General features: G+C 70.3%; 30 protein-coding genes and 2 tRNA genes. 11 read left to right on the top strand and 21 right to left on the bottom strand.

The features are described 5' to 3' along the window. The first annotated feature begins 113 nt into the window (after positions 1 to 113). Both ACPEH0_RS03530 and ACPEH0_RS03535 read left to right on the top strand, forming a co-directional pair. Complete coding sequence (locus ACPEH0_RS03530; protein ID WP_217531807.1) at positions 114 to 302, top strand: hypothetical protein; 189 nt, start codon at positions 114 to 116, stop codon at positions 300 to 302. A gap of 142 nt (positions 303 to 444) precedes the next feature. Further along, complete coding sequence (locus tag ACPEH0_RS03535; protein WP_366213000.1) at positions 445 to 720, top strand: hypothetical protein; 276 nt, start codon at positions 445 to 447, stop codon at positions 718 to 720. Here the strand turns inward: ACPEH0_RS03535 and ACPEH0_RS03540 are convergent. Further along, positions 718 to 791 (bottom strand) — tRNA-Ile (locus ACPEH0_RS03540). The two genes, ACPEH0_RS03535 and ACPEH0_RS03540, sit on opposite strands and share 3 nt — an antisense overlap. Positions 792 to 805: 14 nt before the next feature. Next, positions 806 to 1,885 carry a DMT family transporter gene (locus ACPEH0_RS03545; protein WP_366212999.1) on the bottom strand — a complete coding sequence of 360 codons (1,080 nt, stop codon included), beginning with the start codon at positions 1,883 to 1,885 and terminating at the stop codon, positions 806 to 808. A 41-nt stretch (positions 1,886 to 1,926) separates the two neighbouring features. Between ACPEH0_RS03545 and def the strand changes: the two genes are divergently transcribed. From def to ACPEH0_RS03560, 3 genes are all read left to right on the top strand, one after another. Further along, a complete protein-coding gene (gene def / locus ACPEH0_RS03550) occupies positions 1,927 to 2,493 on the top strand; it encodes a peptide deformylase (RefSeq protein WP_366212998.1) in 567 nt (188 codons plus the stop codon). Between the two features lie 13 nt (positions 2,494 to 2,506). Beyond that, entirely contained in the window at positions 2,507 to 2,896 is a 390-nt protein-coding gene (locus tag ACPEH0_RS03555) for an ester cyclase (protein WP_366212997.1), read from the top strand. Between the two features lie 100 nt (positions 2,897 to 2,996). Next, positions 2,997 to 3,263, top strand: a complete 267-nt coding sequence (locus ACPEH0_RS03560; RefSeq protein WP_311283661.1) for a hypothetical protein — start codon at positions 2,997 to 2,999, stop codon at positions 3,261 to 3,263. 2 nt (positions 3,264 to 3,265) lie between these two features. Here ACPEH0_RS03560 and ACPEH0_RS03565 read toward each other — a convergent pair whose 3' ends face one another. Both ACPEH0_RS03565 and ACPEH0_RS03570 read right to left on the bottom strand, forming a co-directional pair. Next, positions 3,266 to 4,465 carry a Coenzyme F420 hydrogenase/dehydrogenase, beta subunit C-terminal domain gene (locus ACPEH0_RS03565; protein WP_366212996.1) on the bottom strand — a complete coding sequence of 400 codons (1,200 nt, stop codon included), beginning with the start codon at positions 4,463 to 4,465 and terminating at the stop codon, positions 3,266 to 3,268. Positions 4,466 to 4,572: 107 nt separating this feature from the next. Next, positions 4,573 to 4,965 carry a DUF4406 domain-containing protein gene (locus tag ACPEH0_RS03570; RefSeq protein WP_366212995.1) on the bottom strand — a complete coding sequence of 131 codons (393 nt, stop codon included), beginning with the start codon at positions 4,963 to 4,965 and terminating at the stop codon, positions 4,573 to 4,575. A gap of 45 nt (positions 4,966 to 5,010) precedes the next feature. Here ACPEH0_RS03570 and ACPEH0_RS03575 point away from each other — a divergent pair, with 45 nt between their 5' ends. Then, positions 5,011 to 5,766, top strand: a complete 756-nt coding sequence (locus ACPEH0_RS03575; RefSeq protein ID WP_366212994.1) for a DeoR/GlpR family DNA-binding transcription regulator — start codon at positions 5,011 to 5,013, stop codon at positions 5,764 to 5,766. A 3-nt stretch (positions 5,767 to 5,769) separates the two neighbouring features. Here the strand turns inward: ACPEH0_RS03575 and ACPEH0_RS03580 are convergent, their stop codons facing one another. The 3 genes from ACPEH0_RS03580 to ACPEH0_RS03590 all read right to left on the bottom strand — a co-directional run bounded on the left by ACPEH0_RS03580 (position 5,770) and on the right by ACPEH0_RS03590 (position 7,035). Next, positions 5,770 to 6,006 (bottom strand): hypothetical protein, encoded by a 237-nt coding sequence (locus ACPEH0_RS03580; RefSeq protein WP_366212993.1) that lies wholly within the window; start codon positions 6,004 to 6,006, stop codon positions 5,770 to 5,772. A gap of 124 nt (positions 6,007 to 6,130) precedes the next feature. Then, positions 6,131 to 6,206: transfer RNA gene (locus ACPEH0_RS03585), tRNA-Asn, on the bottom strand. Positions 6,207 to 6,267: 61 nt separating this feature from the next. Continuing rightward, positions 6,268 to 7,035, bottom strand: a complete 768-nt coding sequence (locus tag ACPEH0_RS03590) for an ATP-binding cassette domain-containing protein (protein ID WP_366212991.1) — start codon at positions 7,033 to 7,035, stop codon at positions 6,268 to 6,270. 237 nt (positions 7,036 to 7,272) lie between these two features. On the opposite strand from ACPEH0_RS03590, the gene ACPEH0_RS03595 reads away from it, so the two are divergent. After that, entirely contained in the window at positions 7,273 to 8,664 is a 1,392-nt protein-coding gene (locus ACPEH0_RS03595; RefSeq protein ID WP_366212989.1) for an HNH endonuclease signature motif containing protein, read from the top strand. 162 nt (positions 8,665 to 8,826) lie between these two features. On the opposite strand, the gene dnaG is transcribed toward ACPEH0_RS03595, so the two are convergent. From dnaG to dusB, 3 genes are read right to left on the bottom strand one after another with little or no spacing between them, the layout of a single operon-like run. After that, positions 8,827 to 10,680 (bottom strand): DNA primase, encoded by a 1,854-nt coding sequence (gene dnaG / locus ACPEH0_RS03600; RefSeq protein WP_366212988.1) that lies wholly within the window; start codon positions 10,678 to 10,680, stop codon positions 8,827 to 8,829. Continuing rightward, positions 10,680 to 12,077, bottom strand: a complete 1,398-nt coding sequence (locus ACPEH0_RS03605; protein WP_311863229.1) for a deoxyguanosinetriphosphate triphosphohydrolase — start codon at positions 12,075 to 12,077, stop codon at positions 10,680 to 10,682. Before ACPEH0_RS03605 ends, dnaG begins: the two co-directional genes overlap by 1 nt. Next, entirely contained in the window at positions 12,049 to 13,209 is a 1,161-nt protein-coding gene (dusB, locus tag ACPEH0_RS03610) for a tRNA dihydrouridine synthase DusB (protein ID WP_366212986.1), read from the bottom strand. The genes ACPEH0_RS03605 and dusB overlap by 29 nt, the downstream gene beginning before the upstream one ends. A gap of 63 nt (positions 13,210 to 13,272) precedes the next feature. Here dusB and ACPEH0_RS03615 point away from each other — a divergent pair, with 63 nt between their 5' ends. Next, positions 13,273 to 13,767: a glutathione peroxidase gene (locus tag ACPEH0_RS03615; RefSeq protein ID WP_311283655.1), complete on the top strand. Its 495-nt coding sequence runs from the start codon at positions 13,273 to 13,275 to the stop codon at positions 13,765 to 13,767. Here ACPEH0_RS03615 and ACPEH0_RS03620 read toward each other — a convergent pair whose 3' ends face one another. Continuing rightward, a complete protein-coding gene (locus ACPEH0_RS03620; RefSeq protein WP_253034732.1) occupies positions 13,768 to 14,445 on the bottom strand; it encodes a DsbA family oxidoreductase in 678 nt (225 codons plus the stop codon). Positions 14,446 to 14,504: 59 nt separating this feature from the next. Here ACPEH0_RS03620 and ACPEH0_RS03625 point away from each other — a divergent pair, with 59 nt between their 5' ends. Further along, positions 14,505 to 15,071, top strand: a complete 567-nt coding sequence (locus ACPEH0_RS03625; protein ID WP_366212985.1) for an AAA family ATPase — start codon at positions 14,505 to 14,507, stop codon at positions 15,069 to 15,071. Between the two features lie 2 nt (positions 15,072 to 15,073). Here ACPEH0_RS03625 and ACPEH0_RS03630 read toward each other — a convergent pair whose 3' ends face one another. Continuing rightward, positions 15,074 to 15,880 (bottom strand): isoprenyl transferase, encoded by an 807-nt coding sequence (locus tag ACPEH0_RS03630; RefSeq protein ID WP_363380212.1) that lies wholly within the window; start codon positions 15,878 to 15,880, stop codon positions 15,074 to 15,076. Beyond that, the gene (gene recO / locus ACPEH0_RS03635) at positions 15,877 to 16,605 is read right to left on the bottom strand and encodes a DNA repair protein RecO (protein WP_311283652.1); all 729 of its coding nucleotides are present in this window, start codon (positions 16,603 to 16,605) and stop codon (positions 15,877 to 15,879) included. The genes ACPEH0_RS03630 and recO overlap by 4 nt, the downstream gene beginning before the upstream one ends. 35 nt (positions 16,606 to 16,640) lie before the next feature. Between recO and ACPEH0_RS03640 the strand changes: the two genes are divergently transcribed. Continuing rightward, positions 16,641 to 17,327 carry a trimeric intracellular cation channel family protein gene (locus ACPEH0_RS03640; RefSeq protein WP_217531459.1) on the top strand — a complete coding sequence of 229 codons (687 nt, stop codon included), beginning with the start codon at positions 16,641 to 16,643 and terminating at the stop codon, positions 17,325 to 17,327. A gap of 27 nt (positions 17,328 to 17,354) precedes the next feature. Here ACPEH0_RS03640 and leuA read toward each other — a convergent pair whose 3' ends face one another. Beyond that, a complete protein-coding gene (gene leuA / locus ACPEH0_RS03645; protein WP_366212984.1) occupies positions 17,355 to 19,115 on the bottom strand; it encodes a 2-isopropylmalate synthase in 1,761 nt (586 codons plus the stop codon). A 185-nt stretch (positions 19,116 to 19,300) separates the two neighbouring features. Here leuA and ACPEH0_RS03650 point away from each other — a divergent pair, with 185 nt between their 5' ends. Then, positions 19,301 to 19,927: a hypothetical protein gene (locus tag ACPEH0_RS03650; RefSeq protein ID WP_217531461.1), complete on the top strand. Its 627-nt coding sequence runs from the start codon at positions 19,301 to 19,303 to the stop codon at positions 19,925 to 19,927. Between the two features lie 16 nt (positions 19,928 to 19,943). Here ACPEH0_RS03650 and ACPEH0_RS03655 read toward each other — a convergent pair whose 3' ends face one another. The 7 genes from ACPEH0_RS03655 to ACPEH0_RS03685 are packed head-to-tail and all read right to left on the bottom strand — an operon-like array spanning position 19,944 to position 25,792. Further along, positions 19,944 to 20,873 carry a quinone oxidoreductase family protein gene (locus tag ACPEH0_RS03655; RefSeq protein WP_366212983.1) on the bottom strand — a complete coding sequence of 310 codons (930 nt, stop codon included), beginning with the start codon at positions 20,871 to 20,873 and terminating at the stop codon, positions 19,944 to 19,946. A 38-nt stretch (positions 20,874 to 20,911) separates the two neighbouring features. Next, positions 20,912 to 21,808 (bottom strand): GTPase Era, encoded by an 897-nt coding sequence (gene era, locus ACPEH0_RS03660; RefSeq protein WP_423718589.1) that lies wholly within the window; start codon positions 21,806 to 21,808, stop codon positions 20,912 to 20,914. After that, on the bottom strand, positions 21,805 to 23,127 hold the full coding sequence (locus ACPEH0_RS03665) for a hemolysin family protein (protein ID WP_217531464.1): 1,323 nt from the start codon (positions 23,125 to 23,127) through the stop codon (positions 21,805 to 21,807). The genes era and ACPEH0_RS03665 overlap by 4 nt, the downstream gene beginning before the upstream one ends. Continuing rightward, complete coding sequence (gene ybeY / locus ACPEH0_RS03670) at positions 23,124 to 23,591, bottom strand: rRNA maturation RNase YbeY (protein WP_064002183.1); 468 nt, start codon at positions 23,589 to 23,591, stop codon at positions 23,124 to 23,126. Before ybeY ends, ACPEH0_RS03665 begins: the two co-directional genes overlap by 4 nt. Next, entirely contained in the window at positions 23,588 to 24,616 is a 1,029-nt protein-coding gene (locus ACPEH0_RS03675; protein ID WP_231872748.1) for a PhoH family protein, read from the bottom strand. Before ACPEH0_RS03675 ends, ybeY begins: the two co-directional genes overlap by 4 nt. A 46-nt stretch (positions 24,617 to 24,662) precedes the next feature. Continuing rightward, entirely contained in the window at positions 24,663 to 25,010 is a 348-nt protein-coding gene (locus ACPEH0_RS03680) for an HIT domain-containing protein (protein WP_064002185.1), read from the bottom strand. A gap of 44 nt (positions 25,011 to 25,054) precedes the next feature. After that, positions 25,055 to 25,792 carry a 16S rRNA (uracil(1498)-N(3))-methyltransferase gene (locus tag ACPEH0_RS03685; protein ID WP_359918864.1) on the bottom strand — a complete coding sequence of 246 codons (738 nt, stop codon included), beginning with the start codon at positions 25,790 to 25,792 and terminating at the stop codon, positions 25,055 to 25,057.

Below are 25,792 nucleotides of genomic sequence, written 5' to 3' on the forward strand. Positions count from 1 at the left end.
CTACGTCGACGTCGAATCACAACCGTGTAACACTCACGGCTCCGGTCATCCGTCAACCCCGTAGGACGCTGCCCTGTGCAGAGGCACAGTGGCCGCTCGACGGAAGGAAGATCATGAGCGAGAACACCCCTCACCACCGTGACACCGACGACGCCCACGCCGACGACGCGCCGCCGACCGACGCCGCGAGCGACGAGGTCAAGGCCGACGCGGCCCGAGCCGGCGACGAGGTGTCGGACGGCGAGGTGTCGGACGGCGAGGACGACCCTTTCCCCCAGGGACCGTCGATCACGCACCCCTGATGGGGCGAGGATCCGCGGTCGTCGGCCGCGCATTCGCCCTCGTGTTCCTCGGCGTGCAGCGGGTGCGGCATCCACGCCCGATCCATCCCCGCGGATTGTGTACGGCACGCTCGTCCCGTACGAAAGCAATCAGGGCCGTGTGATGGTGCGTGCCCGCTCTCTCGGGCCGCGTCTGCCCGCACGGCTGGGCGAGCTGCACCGCACGCTGCGTCGGACGGCGTGGTGGGTGGAGCTCTCGCATGCGACACCCGCGGGGCCGTGGCATCCGTTCGCCCTGGTCGACCTGCGGACAGCCGACAGTCCGGACGCGATGAGGGCGGATGCCGGTCGTCGCCTCATCCCCGGCGCGCGGATGCCCGCGTGGTTCGAGGCGCTGCGTCAGCCGTCCTACGACGCCGTGCAACGCGGTGATCGGTAGGGCGGGTGGGACTTGAACCCACGATCGTCGGGTTATGAGCCCGCTGCCTTGACCAGCTTGGCCACCGCCCCCTGTGAGGACGAGCCTATCGTTTCGGTCGTTCCTCGTCCTTGACGGGCGGATCCGGCCACACCTTCGCGACGGTCTCGGTGATCCGGATCGATCCCGTCGTGGGCTTCTTGCCGTCGATGAACTCGGTGCTGCCGCGGAAGATCGGGATCTCCTGGCTGTCGCTGACCACCTGCGGGTGGTGCCGGGCGAGCTGGAAGACGCCGACGATCGCGAGCGCGCCCGCCACGGTGAACCCGATGTACGCCCAGAACGGGGCACCGCTCGCCTCGTCGAGGACGGCGAGGCCGATGACGATCGCGACGATCGGGTCGATCACCGTGAGTCCGGCGATGACGAGGTCCGGCGGGCCCGACGAGTACGCCGTCTGGACGAAGTAGGCGCCCATCGCCGTTCCGGCGAGCAGCGCGACGATGCACAGGACCGTCAGCCACTCGAAGTCGCCGTTGGCGATGCGGTTGATGACGACCTTCGCGAGGGTCGCGACGAAGCCATAGACGATGCCGGCCGCGACGATGTAGAAAAGGGCCCGCATCCGCTTGCGGAGGGTCACCCACAGGACGCCCAGCACGACGACGACGCCAAGGAGGATCCAGAGGACCGTCAGCAGCTGCGGGTCGCTGATCGGGCGCTCGGTCGCGTACAGCGCGGCGACCGTCACGAAGATGAAGATGCCGCCGACGCACAGGGCGATCGAGGTGATCGAGCGTCGCGTCGGCTTGTGTCCGCTGACCCGCGCGTTGAGCAGCGTGGTGATGACGAGCGAGATCGCGCCGATCGGCTGTACGAGGATCAGCGGCGCGAAGGACAGCGCCGCGAGCTGGCAGAGGATCGCGAGGCCCAGCATGACGGTCCCGAGGACCCACGACGGACGGCGCAGCAACCGCAGAAGCTGACCGCCGGTCAGGCCGGAGACACCCGCCTGCGCGGTGAGCTGCTCGACCTTCTGCACGCCGCGGTGCTGATACTGCGCACCGAACGACATGAACACCGCGCCGATGATCGCGAGCGGGATGCCGATGAGGATCGCCGGGTTGCCGAAGACGCCGACGAGCTCGTCGGTGAGGTCGTCGATCGGCGTCCCGGGGAGAATCACGCCTCGACGATACCGGGCGCGAGCCTCGTTAGGCTTCTGACGTGGCCGTACTTCCGATTCGCATCATGGGCGATCCTGTCCTCCATTCCGTCGCCGCTCCCGTCGACGAGGTGACCGACGACATCCGCGCGCTCGTCGCCGACATGTTCGAGACGATGGACACGGCACCGGGTGTCGGCCTCGCCGCCCCGCAGGTCGGCGTCGGGCTCCGTATCTACACGTACTCGTATCAGGACGACGACGGGCAGCCGTGGCGGGGTGTCCTCATCAACCCGGAACTCTGGATGACGCCACCCGAGCCCGGCTCCCCCGACCCCGACGACGAGTCCGAAGGGTGCCTGTCCTTCCCGGGCGAGCGGTTCGCTCTGCGCCGGGCCGACGCGGTCCTGGTGACGGGCACGGACCTCGACGGGGCTCCGGTCGAGATCCGCGTCGAGGGCTGGCGCGCCCGCATCATGCAGCACGAGTTCGACCACCTCAACGGCATCCTCTACATCGACCGCCTGTCGGACTCCGACTGGAAGACCACCCAGAAGATCGCCCGCAAGCGCGGCTGGGGCAAGCCCGGACAGAGCTGGATGCCGGGCGTCGACGACCTCGACGCCTGACCGGCCGTCCGCCATGGAGCCGTGGCAGCTGCACGGGTGGTTCGACGACTTCGTCGACACCTGCAACCGGCACGATCTGGCGGCGATCCGGGATCTTCTCGATCCGGGTGTCCGGCGCGCCCACCTGCCGGCAGGAGCGGACGCCTGGATCGATGACCTGGCCGATCTGTTCCACGGCTTCCCGGACTGGCGGTGGAAGACGATCCAGGTGGTCGCCGAGGACGATCGGATCGCCGCGCACCTGCGCGCCGGCGGAACGCACACCGGGGTGTGGCGCGGCATCCCGCCGACGCGTCGGCACGTGAACGTCGCCGAGTTCCTGTTCCTGCGCATCACGGCGGGACGCGTGGTGGCCGTGACCGGATCGGGCGACGAGGCCGTACAGGCCCACCTCACCGGCTGACACCGATGTCCGCCGCTCTGCGTACGATCGCGGAGTCGGCCGGAGAGAGGGATGCCGGTTGGGTGCGAACAGGCGGTACGCGGCGAGCGTCGATGCGCGGATGGACGACCGCATCCTGCAGCGGGTGGCGTCGCGCGGCATCCTGCAGTCCCTCACGAACGAGGAGCTGGAGCTCGACCGCAGGCCCGTGACGACCGATCCGCGCCCCGCCCGGGTGCAGGCGTGGGTGCGCTTCGGCGCCGAGCCGGTGCTCGTCGATGCGGATCTGTGCATGTGGACCGACCGGGCCGCGGCGATCCGATTCCGGGTCGGCGATCAGGAGCGCCGGTGCTGGGTGTGGTCGGGCGCTGTGCTCCGCGACGGGTGAGGTCAGGCTCGGCGTGAGCGCCGCGCTCGACTCCATGTTCCGCGCGCAGCGCGTATGTTCCGCTGCGGGTTCTTCAGCGCCAGGACGAGCGCTCCGTATCCGCGGAATCGCGGGACACGGAAGCCCGCGAGCAGGCGCCCGAGCGATCGTCCGAGCTGCACCGCGCGGCGCTCGGACTGCAGCGGCTGCACGCGTGCGACGTCGTCGAGGTCGATCGGTGCGAGCGCCAGGACTTTCGCCGCGACGGCGCGCTCGATCAACGCAGCACCTCGACGGGTGCGCGCGATCACCACCGACGACCCCTCACCCTCGTCGAAGGTCGGGAACCCCCGCTCGTCCGTCGCCCAGAAGTCACCCACCGCGATGTCGGCGTGCTCACCCGTGCCGTCGGGACAGATCTTGCAGCGGGACTGCAGCTGCCGACCGAGGTGGTGACCCCACGACTCGTTGTAATCCTGGGATCCGCTGGCGGCACCGGTGAAGACGAACCGACCCGGCCACCCGTCCCCCCGGTATCGCAGCGAAGTGAGCTGCTCGGGGTCACCGCCGAGCTTCTGCACGAGACCGTCGGTCGCGTGCTGACTCGGAGTGCCGGCGCAGAAGAACGAGAGCAGGATCGGGTCCTCCCCGGAGGTGGCGTCGAGGTACTGGCGAAGACCGGCGACCTCGCAGGGCTTACCGACCATCCCGCCGCCGTTCCACGCGGAGGGCACGCTGACGGGCGCGTATCGCGAGCCGGCAGCCGCAAGCGCTTCCTCCCGGGAGGTGATCGTGACGGGCACCGTCCGCTTCGGACGCGAAGCGTCCTGCGCGGCACCGGTGACGACCGCAGCCTCTCCGACGTCGACGAGAAAGGCGGTCAACGCCGTCAGCACGCCCCCGCTGCTTCCCGCTCGTCGGACAGAGTCGTCCACCGCGTGCCCTTCCCACGCAGCGACCACGCGACCGAACAGCCAGTGCGTCGATCCCTCCGAGTCGGGTGCGCGCAGTCGGACGCCGGGGCAGGATACCTGGAAGGTGCGCGCCTGCGCCGCGTCATCGTCGCCGCCGCGCGGTGCCACGGTGGGTCGCATGAATCCGTCGGCGGACAGTCCCATCGTGATCCGGTCGGACACCAGCGCACAGACACCGCAGCCCGTGCAGTTGTCGTTGCGGACGACCACGTCGACGGCATCGGCCAGAAGATCCCTGTTCGCGCGCACGCGATCCCCGTTCGCTCCCGTCAGCCCTGCTCCTCAGAGCCCCCAGGGACTGACGACCTGATCTGTCTACCAGAAACACCGTGAGAAAGCGGCTCGGAAAGCTGTCGTCAGGTCGCGACGGCGACGCCCGGCACCTCGGCGAGGGAGGTGTACACCGGGAGGCCGCGCTCCCGCGCGATCGCCACGTCCTGATCTGCGCCTCGGGACTCGCCCGGAAGGCGCAGCACGGCGTCGCAGTGCTGCAGCAGGCGCTCGGCCGTCGGGTACATGACCTGCGCGGCCAGGGGATCGTGCGGACCCCCGGCGCCGGCGCTGCGCAGAACGGGCAGCGCCACCCACTCCCCGATCATCGGGATGTGGCCGGCTCGGAAGATCGGCCAGGCGGCCTGCTCGAGGCGCTCGAGATTGCGCCGCATGAGGTCAGGGTCCCCGTTCGTGCCCGAGGCGTACGGGCCGGCGATGAGGATCAGGAGGGGGCGAGGTGCGTCTGAGGGGGCCATGCCGATAGAATAAGCACAAACATGCAGAAACGTGAAGGATCGAGAATGCTCGCCGCCACCCGCAAGCAGTTGCTGCTCGACCGACTCCGCTCGGACGGACGCATCGTCGCGAAGGAGCTCGCCGCGGAACTGGGGCTCTCCGAGGACAGCATCCGCCGCGATCTCCGCGAACTGGATGCCGCCGGTCTGGCCGTCCGGGTGTACGGCGGCGCCCTTCCCGCGTCCCCCGCCGTCGCGGACTACGGTGTGCGCGAAACCGTCGCGACCGACAGCAAGAAACGCGTCGCGCGGCGTGCGGCCCAGCTGATCGAACCAGGCAGCACCGTCATCCTCGACGGTGGGACGACCGCGCTCGCGACCGTGCGCGCCCTCGACCCCGGACGCGAGTGCACGATCATCACGCACAGTCCCACCGTGGCGGCCGCGCTGCTGCACCACACAGCCGAGGTCATCATCCTCGGGGGCCGCCTGTTCAAGCACTCGGCGGTCGCCTCGGGCGCCGCCGCCGTCGAGGCGGCGATGACCGTTTCCGCGGACCGGTTCCTGCTCGGCGTCACGGGTGTCCACGAGGACGTCGGTCTCACCACCGGCGACGCCGACGAGGCCGCGATGAAGCGCACGCTCGCGAGCCGCGCGGCGGAGACGTTCGTCCTCGGCAGTGCGGAGAAGATCGGGGCCGCGTCGCGGTACCGGGTTCTGACGTGGGATGCGGTCGACGGGGTGATCGTCGACGCGGAGGATGCTGCCGGCGCCGCGACGCTGTCCGCTCTCGAACGGCGCGGGGTCAGCGTCCTGCGCTGACGGTCAGCGCCGGCGCGAGCGCGACTGCCGGCGGAACCGGGCTTCGCAGGACGCGACGTGGACGCCGAGTCCCGTGATGCCCGCGACGAGCGCGCCGAAGAGGGCGAAGAAGGCGACGTCCTGGCCGCCGCCGTACGGGAACGCGGCCCAGACCAGCAGGACCACGGAGGCGGCGAGGACGATCACGCCCGCGCGTTCGCCCCAGCTCCACACCTTCCAGCCTCCGACGACGGTGCTCATGGCTCCAGGATGAGGCCGCTCCGGGCCCCCCGCGCAAGAAAACTTCTCGGAAGAGCGGATGCCGCGCCCCGGCATCCGTGCCGCGAAAGCGAAAACCCCCGGCGGGACCGGCGGTTTCGTTCAATGGCTCCCCGGCTTGGACTCGAACCAAGAACCTATCGGTTAACAGCCGATTGCTCTGCCAATTGAGCTACCGAGGATCAGCCACCCGCGACCGGGCAACCACACAATCGTAGCAAAGCCCGAGGGGTGCTCGTGACATCAGCCGCCGATGCGTGTCGCTTCGTCGGGGGTCCAGAGCACGTCGTCCAGGGTGGGGCCGACACCGATCGGGTGACCGGCGCGCAGGACGAGGACCTGGGCCTCGAGGTCGGCCACGAGCTCGCGCTCGTTCGTGACGACGAGCAGAGCCATCCCGTCGTCGACACGTCGCCGGAGAGCGTCGAGGACGGCGGGCCGGACGTCGACGTCGAGGTTCGCGTAGGGCTCGTCCGCGATGAGGACCGTGGGATCGAGCACGAGGCTGCGCGCGATTGCGACGCGTTGACGCATGCCGGAGCTCAGCTCGTAGGGGTACTTCTCCGACGCCCCGATGGGGAGCTGCAACTCGTCGAGCAGCGCGGCGACCCGCAGCGCGAGGGCGCGCTCGTTGACCTTGCGATCACGGGCTGTGATCGGTTCCGCGACGATCTCCGAGATGGTGAGCCGCGCCGGAAGATCCGAGTTCGCCCCTTGACGCAGGTGCCCGGTGCGATAGGTCAGGACCCGCCGGGCGCGACCCCGTGCACGAAGGGAGATGCCGGTGACCTCCCCGACCCCGCCGACGATGCGCAGGTCGCGGTGGTCCGCCCCCGCGAGACACGAGGCGAGACTCGACTTGCCGGAACCCGTCGCGCCCATCACCGCGACGACCTCGCCCGGCGCGACCCGCAGAGACACGCCGTCGACGACACGCGTGTCTGCGGAGACACGAGCGATCGACAGGTCGGAGCAGTAGATGGCGGCATCCGGTTCGGTCACTCGAGGCATGCGTTCCATCCTCATCCGTCGGGGACGCGGGCGCCAGTCCGGGGCGGTGCGGAAACTGCGGCGGGTCCGGTGCGTTGTTCCGCCGGGGCTTTTGGGGGCGCAGGGTGTCGTGGCGCATCATCCGCTCGCGGTCGCCCACCGAGGATGAGAAGACTCTCATTCTCGAGGTGTGCATAACGCGTGTTCTGAGCCGGTTTCGCCGGGGTGGATGTCGGTGGCCAGTGGCAGAGTTCAGGTATGACGGATGCGGCGGAAACCCCCGGTGGCGAGGACTATCTCGCTGCTCTGGCGGGGGTCGTTGCGGACGTCGATTCCGCGGCCCGGCGGATCGCCGCCGCGCAGATCGAGGAACTGCGCGCGCTGGCCGCCGCGGGCCGGTTGGCGGAGGCGCAGACTGCGCAACGGAACGCCCGCGTGCAGGTCCACGACATGGCGTTGCGGTCTATCGCGGCCGAGGTCGGCGGGGTCATGCGCGTCACCGATCGGACCGTGCAACGGCGGATCGGTGAGGCGCGGACTCTGGTCGAAGGATTCCCCGCGACGGTCGAGGCATGGGAGCAAGGGCGGATCGTGCGCGGTCACGCGATCGCGATCGTCGAGACCGGGACGAGCCTGCCGGCGGAGATGTGGTCCGAGTTCGAACAGGTTGCGATCTCACGGTGCGAGCGGGACACCCCCAACCGTGTCCGGGGAGAGTTGGAGATCCTCGCGTACCGGATGCATCCTCGCTCGTTCGCGGAACGACACGAAGAGGCCGCCGCGACGCGATGCGTGCGCATCGTGCCGGGACGGGACGGGATGTCCGACGTGATCGCAACCGTCCCGACGGTGATCGCCGAGGGCATCCATGACCGGCTGACGCAGCAGGCGAGGGCGATCATCGACACCCGCGACGAACGCATCGCTGCGCGCGGCGGTATCGGTGTCGCGTTCGGGGCCGCAGTCACGCGGCGCGACAGCGAGGACGCTGCCGTGATCGTCGCCACTGACAACCGGTCCACCGACCAGGTCCGGGCCGACGTGTTCGCCGACCTCCTCCTCGCGGGAACACCAGCGCTCGACGACACCCGCGACACCGCTGCCGGTCCGCTGGGTGCGATCCGCGCGCGTGTGCAGGTGCTCATTCCCGCAGCGACACTCACCGGCGAGGACGATGGACCGAGCGACCTCACCGGCCGGTCCCCCATCGACCCCGCGACCGCCCGCACCCTCGCGGGCGACACCGGGATGTGGGAACGGCTCTTCCACGACCCCACCACCGGGGTCACCGTCTCAACCGACTCGTACCGTGTCCCGACCGGGATGCGGCGGTTCCTGCAAGCCCGCGACCAGCACTGCCGATTCCCCGGATGCCGCGTCGCCGCCATCCGCTGCGAAGTCGATCACACCCACGACCACGCGCTCGACGGACGAACGGAACTCTCGAACCTGGCTCACCTGTGCCAACGGCACCATTCGATGAAGCAGTTCACCGCGTGGAGGGTCCGACAACTCCAGGGTGGCGTCCTCGAATGGACCTCACCCCTCGGCAGGATGTACCGCGAAGACGCACCCACCCCGGCCGTCGCCTTCACCCCTGCCGCACCACCATCACCACCACCCGCACCAGCGGCACCCGCACCCTTCTGAGCATCACGCGGCAATCAGAGCGCGTCGCTCTCGTAGACCGGCAAACACGCCTGAGCGTGAGGCGCGGGGAGAGAGCGTCGCCCGCGCAGCCCACCGTCGCGCGGCGGTGCGAGAACGCCCCGCATCCCACCATCCCGCGTTTCTGCGCGGCGACACGAAGCGTCAGACGAGATCAGCCAGCGTCCGGCGCCGCTGGTCGAGGTCGCGCAGCGCGACCCGAACCGCGCGACCCTCCTCGGAGTCCGCCGGCACGCGCTGGACGGCGCCGAGCAGCTCCGCCTTCTCCCGATCCATCGCCCGCAGCCGAAGTCGACGGCACAGCGCACGCGCCGACGTCGTCGCCTCCACCTCCGTCAACGCCGGGAACGACGCCGTCAACAGCTCCGCGGCGAGCCCGCGATACGGCTCCCGCGTCGCGTCCACGGCGGCCGTCGACCACCCGACACGCGAACGGTCCGGCTGCGCCGCCACGGCCTGGCGCACCGCGTCGAGCGCCGGATGCTCCATCGGGATCTGCAACGCGGCATCCACCTCTTCCCGGTCGATGACGTGCCCGTACTGCAGCACACCCATCAGCGCATCCCGCTCGAGGGTCACGCTCGCCGTCCGCGGAAGGCTCGCCACCGTCACCCGCAACGACGGAGCCGCCCCATCCGAGGACCTCTCGACCGGAGCCGCCTCCGGCTCCCGCGGGCCGCGCGGCCCGCGCGCCGCGCGCTCCACCGCCGGAGTGACCTCACCGAGGTCCATCCCGAGCTTGCGCGCCAGCACCCGCGTGTACCCCGGCCGCAGCGACGAGTCGCGGATCTCCGCGACGATCGGCGCGGCCGCGCGCAACGCGCCGACCCGGCCCTCGACGCTCCTGAGATCGAACCCGGCCAGCTTCTGGTCGATCACGAACTCGAACATCGGCGCCTTCGCGTCCATCAACGCCCGCACGGCGCCGTCGCCGCGATTGAGCCGCAGATCGCACGGGTCGAGACCGTCCGGCGCGACCGCCACGTACGTCTGCGCCGCGAACCGCTTCTCCTCCGAGAACGCCCGCAACGCCGCCTTCTGCCCCGCGGCATCCGGATCGAACGTGAAAATCACCTCGCCCGAGGCACTGTCGTCACCCATCACCCGGCGCAGCACCGTGATGTGGTCCGACCCGAACGCGGTGCCGCACGTCGCGATCGCCGTGGTCACCCCGGCGAGGTGGCACGCCATCACGTCGGTGTACCCCTCCACGACGACGACACGGTGCGAGCGGGAGACGTCCTTCTTCGCGAGGTCGAGACCGTAGAGGACCTGCGCTTTCTTGTAGATCGGCGTCTCGGGCGTGTTCAGGTACTTGGGCCCCTGGTCGTCCTCGTACAGCTTCCGCGCCCCGAAGCCGATCGTCTGGCCCGTGAGGTCGCGGATCGGCCACACCACCCGTCCGCGGAACCGGTCGTACACGCCGCGCTGCCCCTGCGACACGAGCCCCGCCGTCGCCAACTCCTCGTCGGTGAAGCCCTGCGCGCGCAGGGCGTCGCGCATGTTGTTCCACCCCTTCGGGGCGTATCCGACACCGAAGTGCGCGGCGGCACCGGCATCGAACCCGCGTTCGCCGAGGAACCGGCGACCCGCGTCGGCCTCCGCTGTCGCGAGCTGCGCGCGGAAGTACTCGGCCGCGGCCGTGTTCGCCTGGTAGAGCCGCGTGCGGCCGCCGGTCTCGGGCGCAGCACCGCCGTCCTCGTAGTGCAGCTGATACCCGATGCGAGCCGCGAGACGCTCGACCGCCTCCGTGAACGACAGGTGGTCCATCGCACGCAGGAACGAGTAGACGTCGCCCGACTCCCCGCAGCCGAAGCAGTGGTAGTACCCCGCCTGCGGCCGCACGTTGAAGCTCGGACTGCGCTCATCGTGGAACGGGCAGAGCCCCTTGAGGGACCCCACCCCCGCTGACTTCAGGGCGACCCGCTCCCCCACGATGTCCGCGATGTTCGTCCGGGCCTTCACCTCGTCGACGTCGGACTGCCGGATGCGGGCCATCAGAGACCTTCGATCGGCTCGGGAAGGGCGAAGCTCGCGTTCGCGACGACCCGCGACCCCGCCGGCCACAAGCCGAGTTCGCGCAGGTCCACGGGCCCGACCAGAGCCGAGTGCCATTCGATCGCGAAACGGTCGGTGAGCGTCGCCACCTGATCCACCACGACGCGCTTGCGTTCGACATCGCTCGATGCCGCCGCGAAGTCCACCGCGTGCACCCGATCGAGGTGCTCCGGACGCTCCAGCAGAGCCGACGCGAGGCGCTTCAGCACCCGACGCTGCTCCTTGTAGAGCCCCTTACGACCGTCGATCGACACGACGAACGCCCCGATCGTGCCCTTCAGCACCGCCATCTCGGCCTCGATCACCCGCGGCACGATCATCCGTCCCCGGTAGCGGGTCAGCGCGGGCGTGTCGTAGTGCTCGCGCGTCGCCGCCGTCGCGGCACGAGCGAAGCGCCCGATGAAGTCGGACGTGAGGTTCTTCAGCCGGGCCACCGACGCCCGCGTGCCGTCGAAGTCGGTCATCCACTCGGGAAGTCGCACGAGTCGGTACAGCGCATCGGCGAGTTCATCGCGGCTGAACCCGAGCCCGACCCACGACTGGATCGCCGTCAGCAGCGCCTCGCGCTCCCGGGCATCCGCAAGTCGGCGGGGATCGAGGTAGCCGTTCAGGACGGCGTCCTCGAAGTCGTGCACCGAGTAGGCGATGTCGTCGGAGAGGTCCATGACCTCGGCCTCTATGCACCGCACCCGACCGGGCGCGCCCTGCCGCATCCACCGGAAGATCGCCTCGTCCTCGGCGTACACACCGAACTTCTGGCGTCCTCCGGGATCCGGGATCGCGTGATCCGCCGTCCACGGGTACTTGCAGGTCGCGTCGAGGCTCGCGCGGGTGAGGTTCAGCCCGAAGCTCTCGCCGTCGTCGTCGACGACCTTCGGCTCGAGACGGGCGAGGATCCGGAGCGACTGCGCATTGCCCTCGAACCCGCCGATGTCCTCGGCCCACTCGTTGAGCGCCCGCTCGCCGTTGTGCCCGAAGGGCGGATGCCCGAGGTCATGGCTCAGGCACGCCGTGTCGACCACGTCGGGCGAGAGCTCGAGCGCGATCGCGAGCTCACGTCCCACCTGTGCCACTTCGAGCGAGTGGGTCAGCCGGTTGCGGGCGAAGTCGTCGGGGCTCGCGGGGCTCAGCACCTGCGTCTTGGCCGCGAGCCGCCGGAACGCCGCGGAGTGCAGCACCCGGGCACGGTCACGGGCGAACCCGTCGCGCAGGGAACGGTGCTTCTCCGGGTGGAAACGCTCGGCGTCGTGGTCGTCGTAGCCCGTGGGACGTCCGGCGGCGATGCCCACGCTCGCGCCGACCACCGACTCAGCCGCCACTGGTGTCGAGCTCCGCATCCGCAAGGGCGGTGGATGCCGCGTGTCCGATCTCGCGCGAGTCGAGCCACCCGTCGGGCAGGGCCGGCCGCTTCGGCGTGCCCGCACGCCCGCGCTGACCCTCCGCGGCGGCACCGGGGTACGGCGCGTCGAGGTCGAGCGTCGCGAGCAGCTCGTCGATCTCCGCGAGGCTCGACGCGGTCGCGAGGCGAGCCCGCAGGTCACCCCCGACGGCGTAGCCCTTGAAATACCAGGCGACGTGCTTGCGGATGTCGCGGCAGCCGCGGTCCTCGTCCTCGAAGAACTCGACCAGCAGCTCCGCGTGGCGACGGAACGCGGCCGCGACGAACCCGAGGGTCGCATCGACGGGCGGAGCGGCGTGGCCGGTGCCGAGTTCGCGCGCGAGGTCACCGAAGAGCCAGGGGCGGCCGAGGCATCCGCGTCCGACGACGACACCGTCGCAACCGGTCTCGGCCATCATCCGGCGGGCGTCCTCCGCCGACCAGATGTCGCCGTTGCCGAGCACGGGGACGCTCGTGACCGTCTCCTTCAGCTTCGCGATCGCGGACCAGTCCGCGTGGCCCGAGTAGAACTCCGATGCCGTCCGCGCGTGGAGCGCGACGGCGGCGACGCCGGCGCCTTCGGCGATCCGGCCCGCCTCGAGGTAGGTCAGGTGGTCGGAGTCGATGCCCTTGCGCATCTTGACGGTCAACGGGATGTCGCCGGCGGCCTTCGCGGCGCGTTCGACGATCTCGCGGAACAGCTCGGTCTTCCACGGCAGCGCCGCGCCGCCGCCCTTGCGGGTCACCTTGGGCACGGGGCATCCGAAGTTCAGATCGACGTGGTCGGCGTGATCCTCCTCGACGATGATCCGGACCGCGGCCTCGACGGTCGCCGGGTCGACGCCGTACAGCTGGATCGACCGGGGGGTCTCGGACTCGTGGTGGCGGATGAGCCGCATCGTCGTGGCGTTGCGCTCGACCAGAGCGCGCGTCGTGATCATCTCGCTCACGTAGAGGCCCGCACCGTACTCGCGGCACAGGCGACGGAAGGCCGTGTTGGTGATGCCGGCCATGGGTGCCAGGACGACGGGGGCGTCGAGGGTGATCGGCCCGATACGCAGGGGCGCGGGGGGTGCGAGGGTCGAGGACATATCCTTCCCATTCTCCCAGACGGCGAGCGCTTGCGGCATCGGCGCGCGTCTTATCGTGGAGACATGACCGAGACCCCCTCCCTCCGCGACATCCCGTTCACTACGGCCGACGGGAGGGAGGCGACACTGGGCGACTTCGGCGACAAGGCGTTCCTCATCGTCAACGTCGCGTCGAAGTGCGGGTTGGCCCCGCAGTACGAGCAGCTCGAGGAGCTGCAGAAGACGTACGGCGAGCGCGGCCTGCAGGTCATCGGGTTCCCGTGCAACCAGTTCATGGGGCAGGAGCCCGGGTCGATGGAGGAGATCCTCGACTACTGCGCCGTCAACTGGGGCATCACGTTCCCCATCATGGACAAGATCCGGGTGAACGGCTCGCACGCCGCTCCGCTCTACAAGGCGCTGAAGAAGACCCCGAACGCGGAGCGCGCGAAGGGCCCCGTCATGTGGAACTTCGAGAAGTTCCTCGTGACGCGGGACGGCGAGCTGCACCGGTTCCGTCCGCAGACCAAGCCGAACGAGCCCGAGGTGGTCGCGGCGATCGAGGACGCGCTGGCCTGATCAGCTCGCGGCCGACGCCTCCGCGCGCTCGGACCACACCTGACGTGCGATCTGCGCGAACGCCTCGGCGGGCTGCGCCCCGCTGACGCCGTACTTGCCGTCGATGACGAAGAACGGCACACCCTGGATGCCGTAGGCCTGCGCCTGCGCCTGGTCGGCCCGCACCGCCTCGAGGTAGCGGCCGGACTCCAGCGCGTCGCGCGCGGCCTCCCGATCGAGTCCTGCTTCGGCGGCGAGATCGACGAGGTCGTCGATGCGACCGACGTGACGGCCTTCGGTGAAGTAGGCCGACATGAGCCGCTCGGTCATCTCCTTCTGGAGACCCTGCTCCTTGGCGAAGTGGAGCAGCTCGTGCGCCTTCACCGTGTTCGTGTGCTTCAGCAGGTCGAACCGGTACTCGAGGCCCGCCTCGGCGGCGACACCCGTCACCCGGTCGAGCATCGGCTTGACCTGCTCGGGCGTCATGCCCTTGTGCTGCGAGAGGAAGTCGACCTCGTTCCCGTCGAAGTCGACGGGGGTGTCCGGGGACAGCTCGTACGAGTGGAACGTCACCTCCACGCGGGGGGCGTCGGCGTCGTCCGCCGTCGCCGCGAGCCCCGTCTCGAGGTTGCGCTTGCCGATGTAGCACCAGGGGCAGGCGATGTCACTCCACACGTCGATCTTGATGGCATCCGTCACATCGCCTGCAACGCGCCGGGCACTCGCATCTATTCCCGCCGCCGTCCTAGGCTGACGGGATGCTCTCCGCCGACGACCCGCTGCCGGCCCCGCCGCGTCGCGTCGTGATCGCGGGCACGACGGGGGTGGGCAAATCCACCCTCGCACGACGGCTCGCCGACCTGTGGCACCTCGAGTACACCGAGCTCGACTCGCTCTTCCACGGACCGGGCTGGACGCCCCGGCCCGAGTTCCTCCACGACGTGCGCCGCGTCGCCGCCGGTGAGCGGTGGGTGTCGGAGTGGAACTACTTCAGCGCGGGCGGCGGGCAGGTGCTCGGCGAGCGCGCCGACCTCGCGGTGTGGCTCGACCTCCCCCGTCGTATCGCGCGCACCCGGCTCGTGCGACGCACCCTGCGGCGCAGCATCCTGCGGCAGCCCCTCTGGAACGGGAACGTCGAGCCTCCCCTGTGGACGGTCCTCCGCGACCCCGACCACATCCTGCGCTGGGAGATGCGCACGCACGGCACCTGGCGGGAACGGATGCCGCGGGTCGCCGCCGAGTACGGCCTGCCCGTCGTGCGCCTCCGGCATCCGCGGGAGGTCGAGCGCTGGCTCGCGGGCCCCGCCGCGCGAGCCGCGGACTGACCTCAGGAGGACGTCGGGGCGTCCTTGGCCCCGCCGAAGCGGCGGTCGCGCGACAGATAGAGCTCGATCGCGCCCCACAGGTCGGTCCGCGAGAAGTCGGGCCACAGCGTGTCGAGGAACACCATCTCGGCGTACGCCGCCTCCCACAGCAGGAAGTTGGACGTCCGCTGCTCACCGCTCGACCGCACGAAGAGGTCGACGTCGGGCATGTCGGGGACGTACAGGTGGCGCCGGAGCGTCTTCTCGGTGATGGCCGAGGGCTTCAGCTTTCCGCGTGCGATCTCCTCACCCATCGCCCGCATCGCGTCGATGATCTCCAGCCGCCCGCCGTAGTTGATGCACATCGTCAGGGTCAGGCCGGTGTTGCCGGACGTGAGCTGCTCGGCGTACTGCAGTTCCTTGATGACCGATCCCCACAGCCGCGGCTTGCGTCCGGCCCAGCGGATGCGCACGTTCCACTCGTTCAGCTGATCCCGGCGACGGTGCAGCACGTCGCGGTTGTACCCCATGAGGAAGCGCACCTCCTCGGGCGAACGCGCCCAATTCTCCGTCGAGAACGCGTAGACGCTGAGGTGCCTGACGCCCGCCTGGATCGCCCCGGCGACGACGTCGAGCAGCACCTCCTCGCCGGCGCGATGCCCTTCGATCCGGGTCAGCCCGCGGCGGTTCGCCCACCGGCCGTTGCCGTCCATCACGATCGCGACGTGGCCCGGCACCGCCCCCTTCGGGAACTCCGGCGGGTACAGCCCGGTCCAGTCGAGCGGTCGATAGGGCACCGCGTCGCGATGCGTGTACGGCTTGGGACTCACCGAGGCGCCTCCAGGTGGGACAGGGAACGGATGCCGCGCTCGGTGTGCCACTGCGCGTAGGCGGCGATGAGGCCGGAGGATGCCGCGGTGGCGCCGGACGAGGCGGCATCCACCACATCCCACTCCCCCGCCAGCAGCGCCCGCAGCAGATCGCCGGTCTCGACACTCACCCGCGGAGCACCGGTGGGCGCGCACGCAGCGCAGACGATGCCACCCAGCTGCGCGACGAACCACTCGTGCGGCCCCGGAGCACCGCACCGCGCACACTCCCGCAGGGACGGCGCCCACCCCGAGAGCGACATGACCCTCAGGAGGTACGAGTCGAGCACCGACCGCGGGGCGTGGTCGCCGCGGGCGAGGGCGCGGAGCCCGCCCACGAGGAGGAGGTACTGCTGCGGCGTCGTCTCGGCCTCGTTGAGCCGGTCGGCGGTCTCGGACATGGCGGATGCCGCTGTGTACCGGTCGTAATCGGTAGCGATGTCCGCACCGTAGGCGCCCAGGGACTCGGCCTGCTGCACGATGTCGAGCGAGCGGCCCTTGTACATCTGGACGTCGGCGACCATGAACGGCTCGAGCCGGGCGCCGAACTTCGACGACGTCCGCCGGACACCCTTCGCGACGGCGCGCACCTTGCCGTGACGACGGCTGAGCATCGTCACGATGCGGTCCGCCTCGCCCAGCTTGTGGGTGCGAAGGACCACGACCTCGTCGCGGTAAGTGGGCACCCCTCGATTATCCCGCGAGCGGGCACAATGAAGGCGTGACCGAGCCGCAGTTCCTCATCCCCCTCTGGGCCGACCTGACCGCCGTCGGGCTCGGCGGCGTACAGGGCGCCCTGTTCGCCTCGGGGTTCCAGGGTCAGCGCCGACTCGATCTGCTCGGGGTCGCGATCATCGGCGTCGTCATGGGCCTCGGCGGCGGCATGATCCGCGATCTGCTCTTGAACACGACACCGGTCGCCCTCCAGAGCGACGGATACCTCATCACCGTCACCGCCGCGGCCCTCGTCGGGATGCTGCTGGCGAACCTCTTCCAGCGGCTCAACGCCGTCATCGTGGCGCTCGACGCCGTCGCGATCGGCATGTTCGGCGCACTGGGGACGACCAAGGCGTTGGCGCTCGGCCTCCCCCTCATCCCGTCCGTCTTCGTCGGCGCGTGCGCGGCGGTCGGCGGGGGCCTCCTGCGCGACGTGTTCATGGGTCTCCCCGTCGCGATGATGCACGTCGGCTCGCTCTACGCCGTCGCTGCAGCGGTGGGATGCGCCGTCCTGGCCGTCCTCGACCTCGTCGGCGTCGCGGCGGTGCCGGCGGCGATCACCTGCATCGCGGTGACCGCCGTCATCCGGGTCCTCGCCGTCGCGTTCGACATCTCGCTGCCGGAGCAGCGCGCCCTCTACCGGCGCAAGGTCGCCGTCGAGACCTCGACCATCCCGATCATCAGACCGTGATCCGGTCCCGACGGCGACCGCGCGGACTCAGACGCCGGCGAGCTCACTCTCGGACACGCGGCTGCGGATCGCCCGGTTGACCGCCGAGACGACCGCCTTCAGGCTCGCCGTCGAGATGTCACCGTCGATGCCGACGCCCCAGAGGCGCTGGTCCCCGACCTGCAGCTCGACGTACGCGGCCGCGTGCGCGTCGCCGCCGGCGCCCAGGGTGTGCTCGACGTAGTCGTAGAGGGAGATCTCGAAACCGCGCTCGCCCAGCACCTTCAGGAAAGCCGCGATGGGACCGTTGCCGGCGCCCGTCGCCGCGACGCGCTCGTCCCCGTCGCGGAGCGTCACCTCGAGCGCGACCTCCCCGGACATGTCGCTCTGCGTACGGGTCGACAGCAGTTCGAAGCGACCCCACTTCTCGTCGGCGGCGGCAGCGGGCAGGTACTCGTCGGAGAAGATCGACCAGATCTGACGGCTCGAGACCTCGCCGCCCTCGGCATCCGTCTTCGCCTGCACGACCCCCGAGAACTCGATCTGCAGCTTGCGCGGCAGGTCGAGCGCGTGGTCGGTCTTCAGCAGGTACGCGACACCGCCCTTGCCGGACTGCGAGTTGACCCGGATGACGGCCTCGTAGGAGCGTCCCAGATCCTTCGGGTCGATCGGCAGGTACGGCACGGCCCACTCGATCTCGTCGACCGAGACGCCCGCCGCCTGGGCACGCGCCTCCATCGCCTCGAAGCCCTTCTTGATGGCGTCCTGGTGCGACCCGCTGAACGCGGTGAAGACCAGGTCGCCCGCCCAGGGGCTCCGCTCGGGCACGGGCAGCTGGTTGCAGTACTCGGCGGTGCGCTTGACGTGGTCGATGTCGCTGAAGTCGATCTGCGGGTCGATGCCCTGCGTCAGCAGGTTGATCCCCAGGGCGACCAGGTCGACGTTGCCCGTGCGCTCGCCGTTGCCGAAGAGGCATCCCTCGATGCGATCGGCCCCGGCCATGTAGCCGAGCTCCGCCGCGGCGATCGCGGTGCCGCGGTCATTGTGGGGGTGCAGCGACAGGATGACGTTCTCGCGGTGCGCCAGGTGCCGACTCATCCACTCGATCGAGTCGGCGTACACGTTGGGCGTCGCCATCTCGACGGTCGCCGGCAGGTTGATGATGACCTTGCGCTCGGGAGTCGGCTCGAAGACCTCGATGACCTGGTTGCAGACGTCGACGGCGAACTCGAGCTCGGTGCCCGTGTAGCTCTCGGGCGAGTACTCGTAGTAGACGGTCGTCTCGGGGATCGTCTTCTCGTACTCGCGGCACAGGCGGGCGCCCTCGAGGGCGATGTCGATGATGCCCTGCTGGTCGGTGCGGAAGACGACCTCGCGCTGCAGCACGCTCGTGGAGTTGTACAGGTGGACGATCGCCTGCTTGGCACCGGCGATCGACTCGTACGTGCGCTTGATGAGGTGGTCGCGGGCCTGCGTCAGCACCTGGATCGTGACGTCCTCGGGGATGAGGTCCTCTTCGATCAGCTGGCGCACGAAGTCGAAGTCGGTCTGGCTCGCGCTCGGGAAGCCGACCTCGATCTCCTTGTAGCCCATCTTCACGAGCAGCTCGAACATGATCCGCTTGCGCTCGGGGCTCATCGGGTCGATGAGCGCCTGGTTGCCGTCGCGCAGGTCGACGGCGCACCAGCGGGGCGCGACCTCGATGCGCTTGCCCGGCCAGGTGCGATCGGGCAGCTCGACGCGGATCTGCTCGTGGAACGGGCGGTACTTGTGGATCGGGGCGCCGGAGGGCTTCTGGGTGTTTCGCATGATGGGTGCTTCTTCTCTCGTCACTGGTGCGGACCCACGACAACCTCCGCGACGAGTTGGTCCTAGATCGAGGACTCGTCGCGGCGACGAAGAAGGAGGCCGCAGAAGCGCATACCGACACGTTACACCCCGATCCGAAGCGCCGACATCCGAGACGGATGCCGCGGCCCCGACACTCTCCCGGTATGACGCTCCGCCGATCCGCCGCCGTCCTGCTCGCCGGCGCCACCCTGCTGCTCACCTCCTGCGCCGCCGCGGCTGATGCGGGCGGCTCCGCTGCGCCTCCCGGGGCCGCCCTCGCCGCGCTGACACCGGAGAACCCGACCGGCGAGGTGCTCGCACAGGGAACCGTCCTCGACGACGGGACGACGGCGAAGCTGTGCCTGGGGGCCGTCGCCGAGTCCGCGCCGCCGCAGTGCAGCGGCATCCCCCTCGTCGGATGGTCCTGGGAGGGCCTCACGGACGCGGCTTCTGCCGGCGGCACGACCTGGGGGACGTACGCGGTGCGCGGTGTCTACGACGGCGAGAGCTTCACCGTCCGCGACACACCCGTCCCCCTCGCACTGTTCGACCCGATCGCACTGCCCGACCCCACCGGCGGGAAGGCGGGCGCCGCATCCGCTCAGGACGCCGCGACGATCCAGTCGATCGTGCCCGATGCCCTCGGCTCGGGCTACCTCGGTTCGTACGAACAGGACGGCTGGGTGTACGTCGACGTGATCTGGGACGACGGCACCTGGCAGCGCGCGGCGAACGAGGACTTCGGTCCCGGCAAGGTGATCGTCCGGTCCGCGCTGCGCTCCGTCGACTGAGCGGCGTCGCTCTCCGTCAGGGCAGCAACGCGAGCTTGCCGCCCGGGTGCCCCTCCATGAGGAAACGCGCCGCCTCGACCGCGTCGGCGAACGGGAAGGTGCGGGCGACCGGCACCTCGAGCAGTCCGCGCTGCGCGAGGTCGACGAGCTCGCCGCGGACGGCGTCACGGAAGGCCGCGCTCGCGCGCAGCATGCCGCCGATCGCGACGATGCCCTCGGACTCGAGGTCGCGACGGACGATCGTGATGATGCGGGTCCGGTCCTCGACGAGCGCGAGCGAGGCCTCGATCGCCTCGTCGGTCCCCACCCCGTCGAGCGACGCGACGAAGGAGGCGCCCGCCGCGGCATCCTTCGCCCGGTCGACGAGACCCGGGCCGTACGCGATCGGGATGCCGCCGTAGCGCCGCACGACGTCGGCGTTCCGCTCGCTCGCCGTCCCGACCACGCGGACACCGCGGATCGCCGCCTGCTGCAGGAAGCTCACGCCGACCGCGCCGGAGGCGGCGTGGAACAGCACCGTGTCGCCGCTTCGCGCACCGCTGAGCTCGAGCAGTTCGGCGGCCGTCGCCCCGGCCAGGAGCAGGTTCGCGGCTTCGGGATGCGTGAGGCTCGACGGCTTCGCGAAGACCTTCTCGGCGGGGACCGTCACCTCGGTCGCGTACCCGCCGCTGACGCGGAACGCGAGCACCTCGTCGCCGACCGTCGCCGCGCCCGAGCCGATCCGCGTGTCGGCACCGAGCGCGGTGATCTCGCCGGCCACCTCGTACCCGATCGGGAAGGGGAACGACGCGCCAGGACGAGTGGGGTACTTCACATCCGCGGGGTTCATCCCGGCGGCGTGCACCCGGATGGTCACCTCGCCGGGGCCCGGTGCCGGCACCTCGACCTCGCGGAGCTCCCACTGCGACAGACCCTCCGGCCCCGTCGCGAACCATGCCTGTGCCATGCCGTCGTCCTTCCGTGAGATGCCGGCGCCGTCGCCGGTCAGAATCCGAGGCGCCCCAGTTGCTTGGGGTCGCGCTGCCACTCCTTGGCCACCCGGACGCGCAGCGACAGGAACACGCGGCCGCCGACGAGCGGCTCGATGCCCGCTCGCGACCGCGCCCCGACCTCCTTCAGACGGGACCCGCCGCGGCCGATGATGATGGCCTTCTGGCTGTCGCGCTCGACGACGATGTTCGCGTACACGTCGGTCAGGTCACTGTCCTCGCGGGCCGAGATGTCCTCGACCGTCACGGCAATGGAGTGGGGCAGCTCGTCGCGGACGCCGTCGAGCGCCGCCTCGCGAATGATCTCGGCGATCCGATCCTCGACGCTCTCGTCGGTGACGACCCCTTCGGGGTAGAGCGCGGGGCCCTCGGGCATGAGCTTCAGCAGTTCGTCGGCGAGCACGTCGAGCTGGTCGTCGGTGACGGCCGAGAGCGGGATGACAGCGGCCCAGTCCTCGCGCAGCGCGTCGACCTCCATGAGGCGCTCGGTGATCTCCTCGCGGGTTGCGATGTCGACCTTCGTGACGATGGCCACCTTCTTCGCGCGACCGTATCCGTCGAGGGATGCCGCGATCCGCCGGTCGCCGGGTCCCACTTTCTCGGTGGCCGGCACGAGGAATCCGATGGCGTCGACGTCGCCGAGCACCTGCTCGACGAGGTCGTTGAGGCGCTGGCCCAGCAGCGTCCGCGGCTTGTGGATGCCGGGGGTGTCGACGATGACGAGCTGTCCGCTCGGGCGGTTCAGGATGCCGCGGATCGCCTTTCGGGTCGTCTGCGGCTTGTCGCTCGTGATCGCGACCTTCTCGCCGACGAGGGCGTTGGTCAGCGTCGACTTGCCCACGTTGGGGCGTCCGACGAACGTCACGAAACCGGAACGGTCGGTCACGGTCACTCCGATCCCCGCGAGACGCGGATCTCTCCGGTGGTGGGTGCGAAGGCGCTCTCGGCGGCCTCCAGGCTCTCGGCGCGCTCGACGAACACGGTGGCGAGACCGCGGCCGCGACCGAGGGAGGTGCCGCCGGTGAGGATCAGGCCGCTGTGCTCGACGCGGGCGCCCGGCACCGGGACGCTGCCGAGCGCCTTGCCGAACAGGCCGCCGATCGAGTCGACGTCGTCGTCCTCGAGCTCGATGCCGAAGAGGTCGCCGACCTCGTCGAGCCCGAGGCGCGTGCTCACGCGGAAGCGGCCGTCGCCGAGGTCCGTGACCTCGCTCGTGCGCAGGTCGTACTCGTCGGCGATCTCCCCGACGAGCTCCTCGATGAGGTCCTCGAGGGTGACGAGCCCCGACACCCCGCCGTACTCGTCGACGACGAGGCACACGTGCACGGCTTCGCGCTTCATCTGCTGCAGCAGCGTCTCGGCGCGCATCGACTCGGGCACGAAGACCGCCGGTCGGGCGATCTGGGCGACCGGGACGCCGCGCCACGCGGTCTCGTCGCGGTAGGCGAACTGGACGAGGTCCTTCAGGTACACGACACCGGTGATGTCGTCGGCCTCGCCGTCGGCGATCGGGATGCGCGAGACGCCCTTGTCGAGGAAGAGCGTCATCGCCTGCTGCGTCGTGGCCGCGGCATCCATCGTCACCATGTCGGTGCGCGGCACCATGACAGCGCGCACGAACCGGTCGGTGAAGTCGAACACGGAGTGGATGAGGTCGCGGTCGTCCGCCTCGATGAGGTCCTGCGAGGCGGCCTCGTCGACCATGCTGAGGAGCTGCTCCTCGGAGGCGAACGAAGCACCCCGGTGGATGCCGGGGGTCAGCCGGTCCCCCACGAGGACGAGGAGGTGCGCGAGGGGCCCGAGCACGATGCGCGCGCCGCGGATGAGCGGGGCGCAGGCCCGCAGGAAGCCCTTCGCGTGCTGACGCCCGACGGCGCGCGGCGAGGCGCCGACGAGGACGAAGGAGGCGATCGTCATGAGGACGACGGCGGCGAGCATCGCCCACCAGATGTTGTCGAAGATCAGCGTGAACGCGACCGTCACGAGCACCGCGGCCGCCGTCTCGACGAGGATGCGGATGAACACGACCGCCGTGCGGTGGGCGTCGGGGTCGGCGGCGATCCGCCGCAGGGCCGTTCCCGAGCGCGCCTCGTCGGCGAGGTCGGCGAGGTCGGCGCGACCCGTCACGTCGAGCGCGGCCTCGAGCGAGGCCATCAGCCCGCCGAGCGCGACGAGCAGGCCCGCCGCGACGAGGAGGAGGATCTCGGTCATGCGCGCCGGCGGCGCTCGCTGGAGTGGAACGCGCCGATGAGTTCCTTCTGGAGTCCGAACATCTCGCGCTCCTCCTCGGGCTCGGCGTGGTCGAAGCCGAGCAGGTGGAGCAGTCCGTGCGTCGTCAGGAGGATGAGCTCGTCCATCGTGGAGTGCTTCGCCGCCTGCGCCTGGGTCTCGGCGACCTGCGGGCACAGCACGATGTCGCCGAGGAGCCCGGGAGGAGTGGGCGCCTCCTCGGTCCCGGGGCGCAGCTCGTCCATGGGGAAGCTCAGCACGTCGGTCGGACCGGGCTCGTCCATCCACTGCACGTGCAGCGCCTCCATCGCGCCCTCGTCGACGAGGAGGATCGCGACGTCCGCGTCGGGGCTGACGTGCAGTTCGGCGAAGTTGTGCTCGGTGAGGCGCAGCAGGACGGTCTCGTCGACCTCCACACCGGACTCGTTGGTGATCTCGATGGTCATGATCGTCCTCGTTTGGGCTGTCGGTCGCGGGGTCCGGCGGGCCGCAGGCCCGCGCGGCGCTCGGCGCGGTTCGCGAACTCGCTCGCCTCGTCGCGTTCACGGCGTGCGGCGAGCTTCTCCTCGTCGTACGCGCTGTAGGCGTCGACGATGCGGCCCACCAGGGTGTGGCGCACGACGTCGTCGCTCGTCAGGCGCGCGAAGTGGATGTCGTCGATGTCCTTGAGCACCCGCGTGACGAGCCGGAGGCCCGACGCGCCCTGCGGCAGGTCGACCTGCGTGATGTCGCCCGTGACGACCATTCGCGTGCCGAACCCGAGACGGGTGAGGAACATCTTCATCTGCTCGGGCGTCGTGTTCTGCGCCTCGTCGAGGACGACGAAGGAGTCGTTCAGGGTGCGCCCGCGCATGTAGGCGAGGGGGGCGACCTCGATCGTTCCCGACGCCATGAGCTTCGGGACGAGCTCGGGGTCCATCATCTCGTTCAGCGCGTCGTAGAGCGGCCGCAGGTACGGGTCGATCTTGTCGGTCAGCGTGCCCGGCAGGAATCCGAGACGCTCCCCCGCTTCGACGGCGGGACGGGTCAGGATGATGCGGCTGACCTCCTTGCGTTGCAACGCCTGGACGGCCTTGGCCATCGCGAGGTAGGTCTTGCCGGTGCCGGCGGGGCCGATGCCGAAGACGATCGTGTTCTCCTCGATCGCGTCGACGTACTCCTTCTGGCCGAGCGTCTTCGGACGGATGACCTTGCCGCGCGAGGAGAGGATGGCTTCGCCGAGGACCTCGGAGGGACGCATCCCGCCGTTGTCCCGCAGGATGCGGCTCGACTGGGTGACGTCGCTCGGGTCGAGGCCCTGCCCCGCCCGCGCCATGCCGATGAGCTCGTCGACGAGTTCGCGGGCACGCGCCACGGCGTCGCCCTCGCCGGTGAGCGTGATCTCGTTGCCGCGGACGTGCACCTGCACGTCGGGGTGTTCGCGTTCGACGGTGCGCAGCAGGCGGTCCTGAGGACCCAGCAGCTGCACCATCGCGACGCCGTCCGCGTAGATGCGGTCGACGGTGGGTTCGGTGCTGTCAGCCACCGAGGCTCCCTTCGCTGAGCCCGCCGCCCAGCACGTGGGCGTGGACGTGGAAGACGGTCTGACCGGCGCCGGGGCCGGTGTTGAAGATCAGGCGGAAGTCGCCGTCGGCGTGCTCGGCGGCCAGGCTGTTCGCGAGCCCCACCAGCTCGGCGAGCAGGGCGGGGTCGCCCGCGGCGAGCTCGACGACGTCGCGGTACTGCTCGCTCTTGGGGATCACGAGCAGGTGCACGGGAGCCTGCGGGGCGATGTCGCGGATCGCGAACGCGTTCTCGGTCTCCGCGATGATCTCGGAGGGGATCTCACCCCGGAGGATGCGGGTGAACACCGACGACTCGCTCATCCCCCCAGTCTAGTCAGCGGCTCCCGGCGTCGGCCGGTGCCGACTCACCAGCGGCCGAGCGCCCGGTTGACCAGCGCGAGCGCTGCGGGACCGGCGGTCGAGGTGCGCAGAACCGTGTCGCCGAGCCGCACGAGGGTCGCGCCCGCGGCCTGCAACGCGTCGAGCTCGTCGGGCGAGATCCCACCCTCGGGACCGACGACGAGCAGCACGTCACGGGTGTCTGCGGCGTCGAGGTCGACCGCGGAGAGCGCAGCGGATGCCGTGGGTTCGAGCACCAGCATCCGTGCCGACTCGGCCTGCGAGACGAGTTGCCGCGTCGTCACCGGGTCGCCCACCTCGGGCAGCCAGGCACGGTGGGCCTGCTTGGCCGCCTCGCGGGCGATCGACTCCCAGCGTGCGACGCCCTTGGCGACCTTCGCGCCGTCCCACCGCGAGACGGACCGGGCTGCCTGCCACGGGAGGATCGCGTCGACGCCGAGTTCGGTCGCGGCCTGCACCGCGAGCTCGTCGCGATCACCCTTCGCGAGCGCCTGCACGAGCACCGTGCGCGGCGACGGCGCCGGGTGCTCCCGCCGCTCGACGACCTCGACGACGACCTCCTTCGGTGCGACCGAGGCGACGGTTCCCGTGAGCCAGAGGCCGCGGCCGTCGCCCACGGTCACCCCCTCCCCGACCCGGATGCGGCGCACGGCGGCCGCGTGGTGCGCCTCGGCGCCCGTCAGCCGGACGACGTCGCCCGGGCGGGCGGCACCGGCATCCTCGATCAGGAAGTGCAGGGCCAC

It is taken from the genome of Microbacterium sp. NPDC079356 (assembly GCF_049545465.1).
Lineage (GTDB): Bacteria > Actinomycetota > Actinomycetes > Actinomycetales > Microbacteriaceae > Microbacterium > Microbacterium gawkjiense.

Excerpts from the sequence above, each read along its gene's own strand:
- ACPEH0_RS03575 (WP_366212994.1), top strand. The coding sequence starts at position 5,011 with ATGCTCGCCGCCACCCGCAAGCAGTTGCTGCTCGACCGACTCCGCTCG.
- ACPEH0_RS03580 (WP_366212993.1), bottom strand. The coding sequence starts at position 6,006 with ATGAGCACCGTCGTCGGAGGCTGGAAGGTGTGGAGCTGGGGCGAACGC.
- ACPEH0_RS03605 (WP_311863229.1), bottom strand. The coding sequence starts at position 12,077 with ATGCGGAGCTCGACACCAGTGGCGGCTGAGTCGGTGGTCGGCGCGAGC.
- ybeY (WP_064002183.1), bottom strand. The coding sequence starts at position 23,591 with ATGACCATCGAGATCACCAACGAGTCCGGTGTGGAGGTCGACGAGACC.
- ACPEH0_RS03655 (WP_366212983.1), bottom strand. The coding sequence starts at position 20,873 with ATGGCACAGGCATGGTTCGCGACGGGGCCGGAGGGTCTGTCGCAGTGG.
- ACPEH0_RS03590 (WP_366212991.1), bottom strand. The coding sequence starts at position 7,035 with ATGCCTCGAGTGACCGAACCGGATGCCGCCATCTACTGCTCCGACCTG.
- ACPEH0_RS03535 (WP_366213000.1), top strand. The coding sequence starts at position 445 with ATGGTGCGTGCCCGCTCTCTCGGGCCGCGTCTGCCCGCACGGCTGGGC.
- ACPEH0_RS03615 (WP_311283655.1), top strand. The coding sequence starts at position 13,273 with ATGACCGAGACCCCCTCCCTCCGCGACATCCCGTTCACTACGGCCGAC.
- ACPEH0_RS03595 (WP_366212989.1), top strand. The coding sequence starts at position 7,273 with ATGACGGATGCGGCGGAAACCCCCGGTGGCGAGGACTATCTCGCTGCT.
- ACPEH0_RS03570 (WP_366212995.1), bottom strand. The coding sequence starts at position 4,965 with ATGGCCCCCTCAGACGCACCTCGCCCCCTCCTGATCCTCATCGCCGGC.
- dnaG (WP_366212988.1), bottom strand. The coding sequence starts at position 10,680 with ATGGCCCGCATCCGGCAGTCCGACGTCGACGAGGTGAAGGCCCGGACG.
- ACPEH0_RS03665 (WP_217531464.1), bottom strand. The coding sequence starts at position 23,127 with ATGACCGAGATCCTCCTCCTCGTCGCGGCGGGCCTGCTCGTCGCGCTC.
- ACPEH0_RS03560 (WP_311283661.1), top strand. The coding sequence starts at position 2,997 with ATGGACGACCGCATCCTGCAGCGGGTGGCGTCGCGCGGCATCCTGCAG.
- dusB (WP_366212986.1), bottom strand. The coding sequence starts at position 13,209 with ATGTCCTCGACCCTCGCACCCCCCGCGCCCCTGCGTATCGGGCCGATC.
- ACPEH0_RS03555 (WP_366212997.1), top strand. The coding sequence starts at position 2,507 with ATGGAGCCGTGGCAGCTGCACGGGTGGTTCGACGACTTCGTCGACACC.
- ACPEH0_RS03650 (WP_217531461.1), top strand. The coding sequence starts at position 19,301 with ATGACGCTCCGCCGATCCGCCGCCGTCCTGCTCGCCGGCGCCACCCTG.
- ACPEH0_RS03530 (WP_217531807.1), top strand. The coding sequence starts at position 114 with ATGAGCGAGAACACCCCTCACCACCGTGACACCGACGACGCCCACGCC.
- leuA (WP_366212984.1), bottom strand. The coding sequence starts at position 19,115 with ATGCGAAACACCCAGAAGCCCTCCGGCGCCCCGATCCACAAGTACCGC.
- ACPEH0_RS03680 (WP_064002185.1), bottom strand. The coding sequence starts at position 25,010 with ATGAGCGAGTCGTCGGTGTTCACCCGCATCCTCCGGGGTGAGATCCCC.
- ACPEH0_RS03625 (WP_366212985.1), top strand. The coding sequence starts at position 14,505 with ATGCTCTCCGCCGACGACCCGCTGCCGGCCCCGCCGCGTCGCGTCGTG.
- ACPEH0_RS03675 (WP_231872748.1), bottom strand. The coding sequence starts at position 24,616 with ATGGTGCAGCTGCTGGGTCCTCAGGACCGCCTGCTGCGCACCGTCGAA.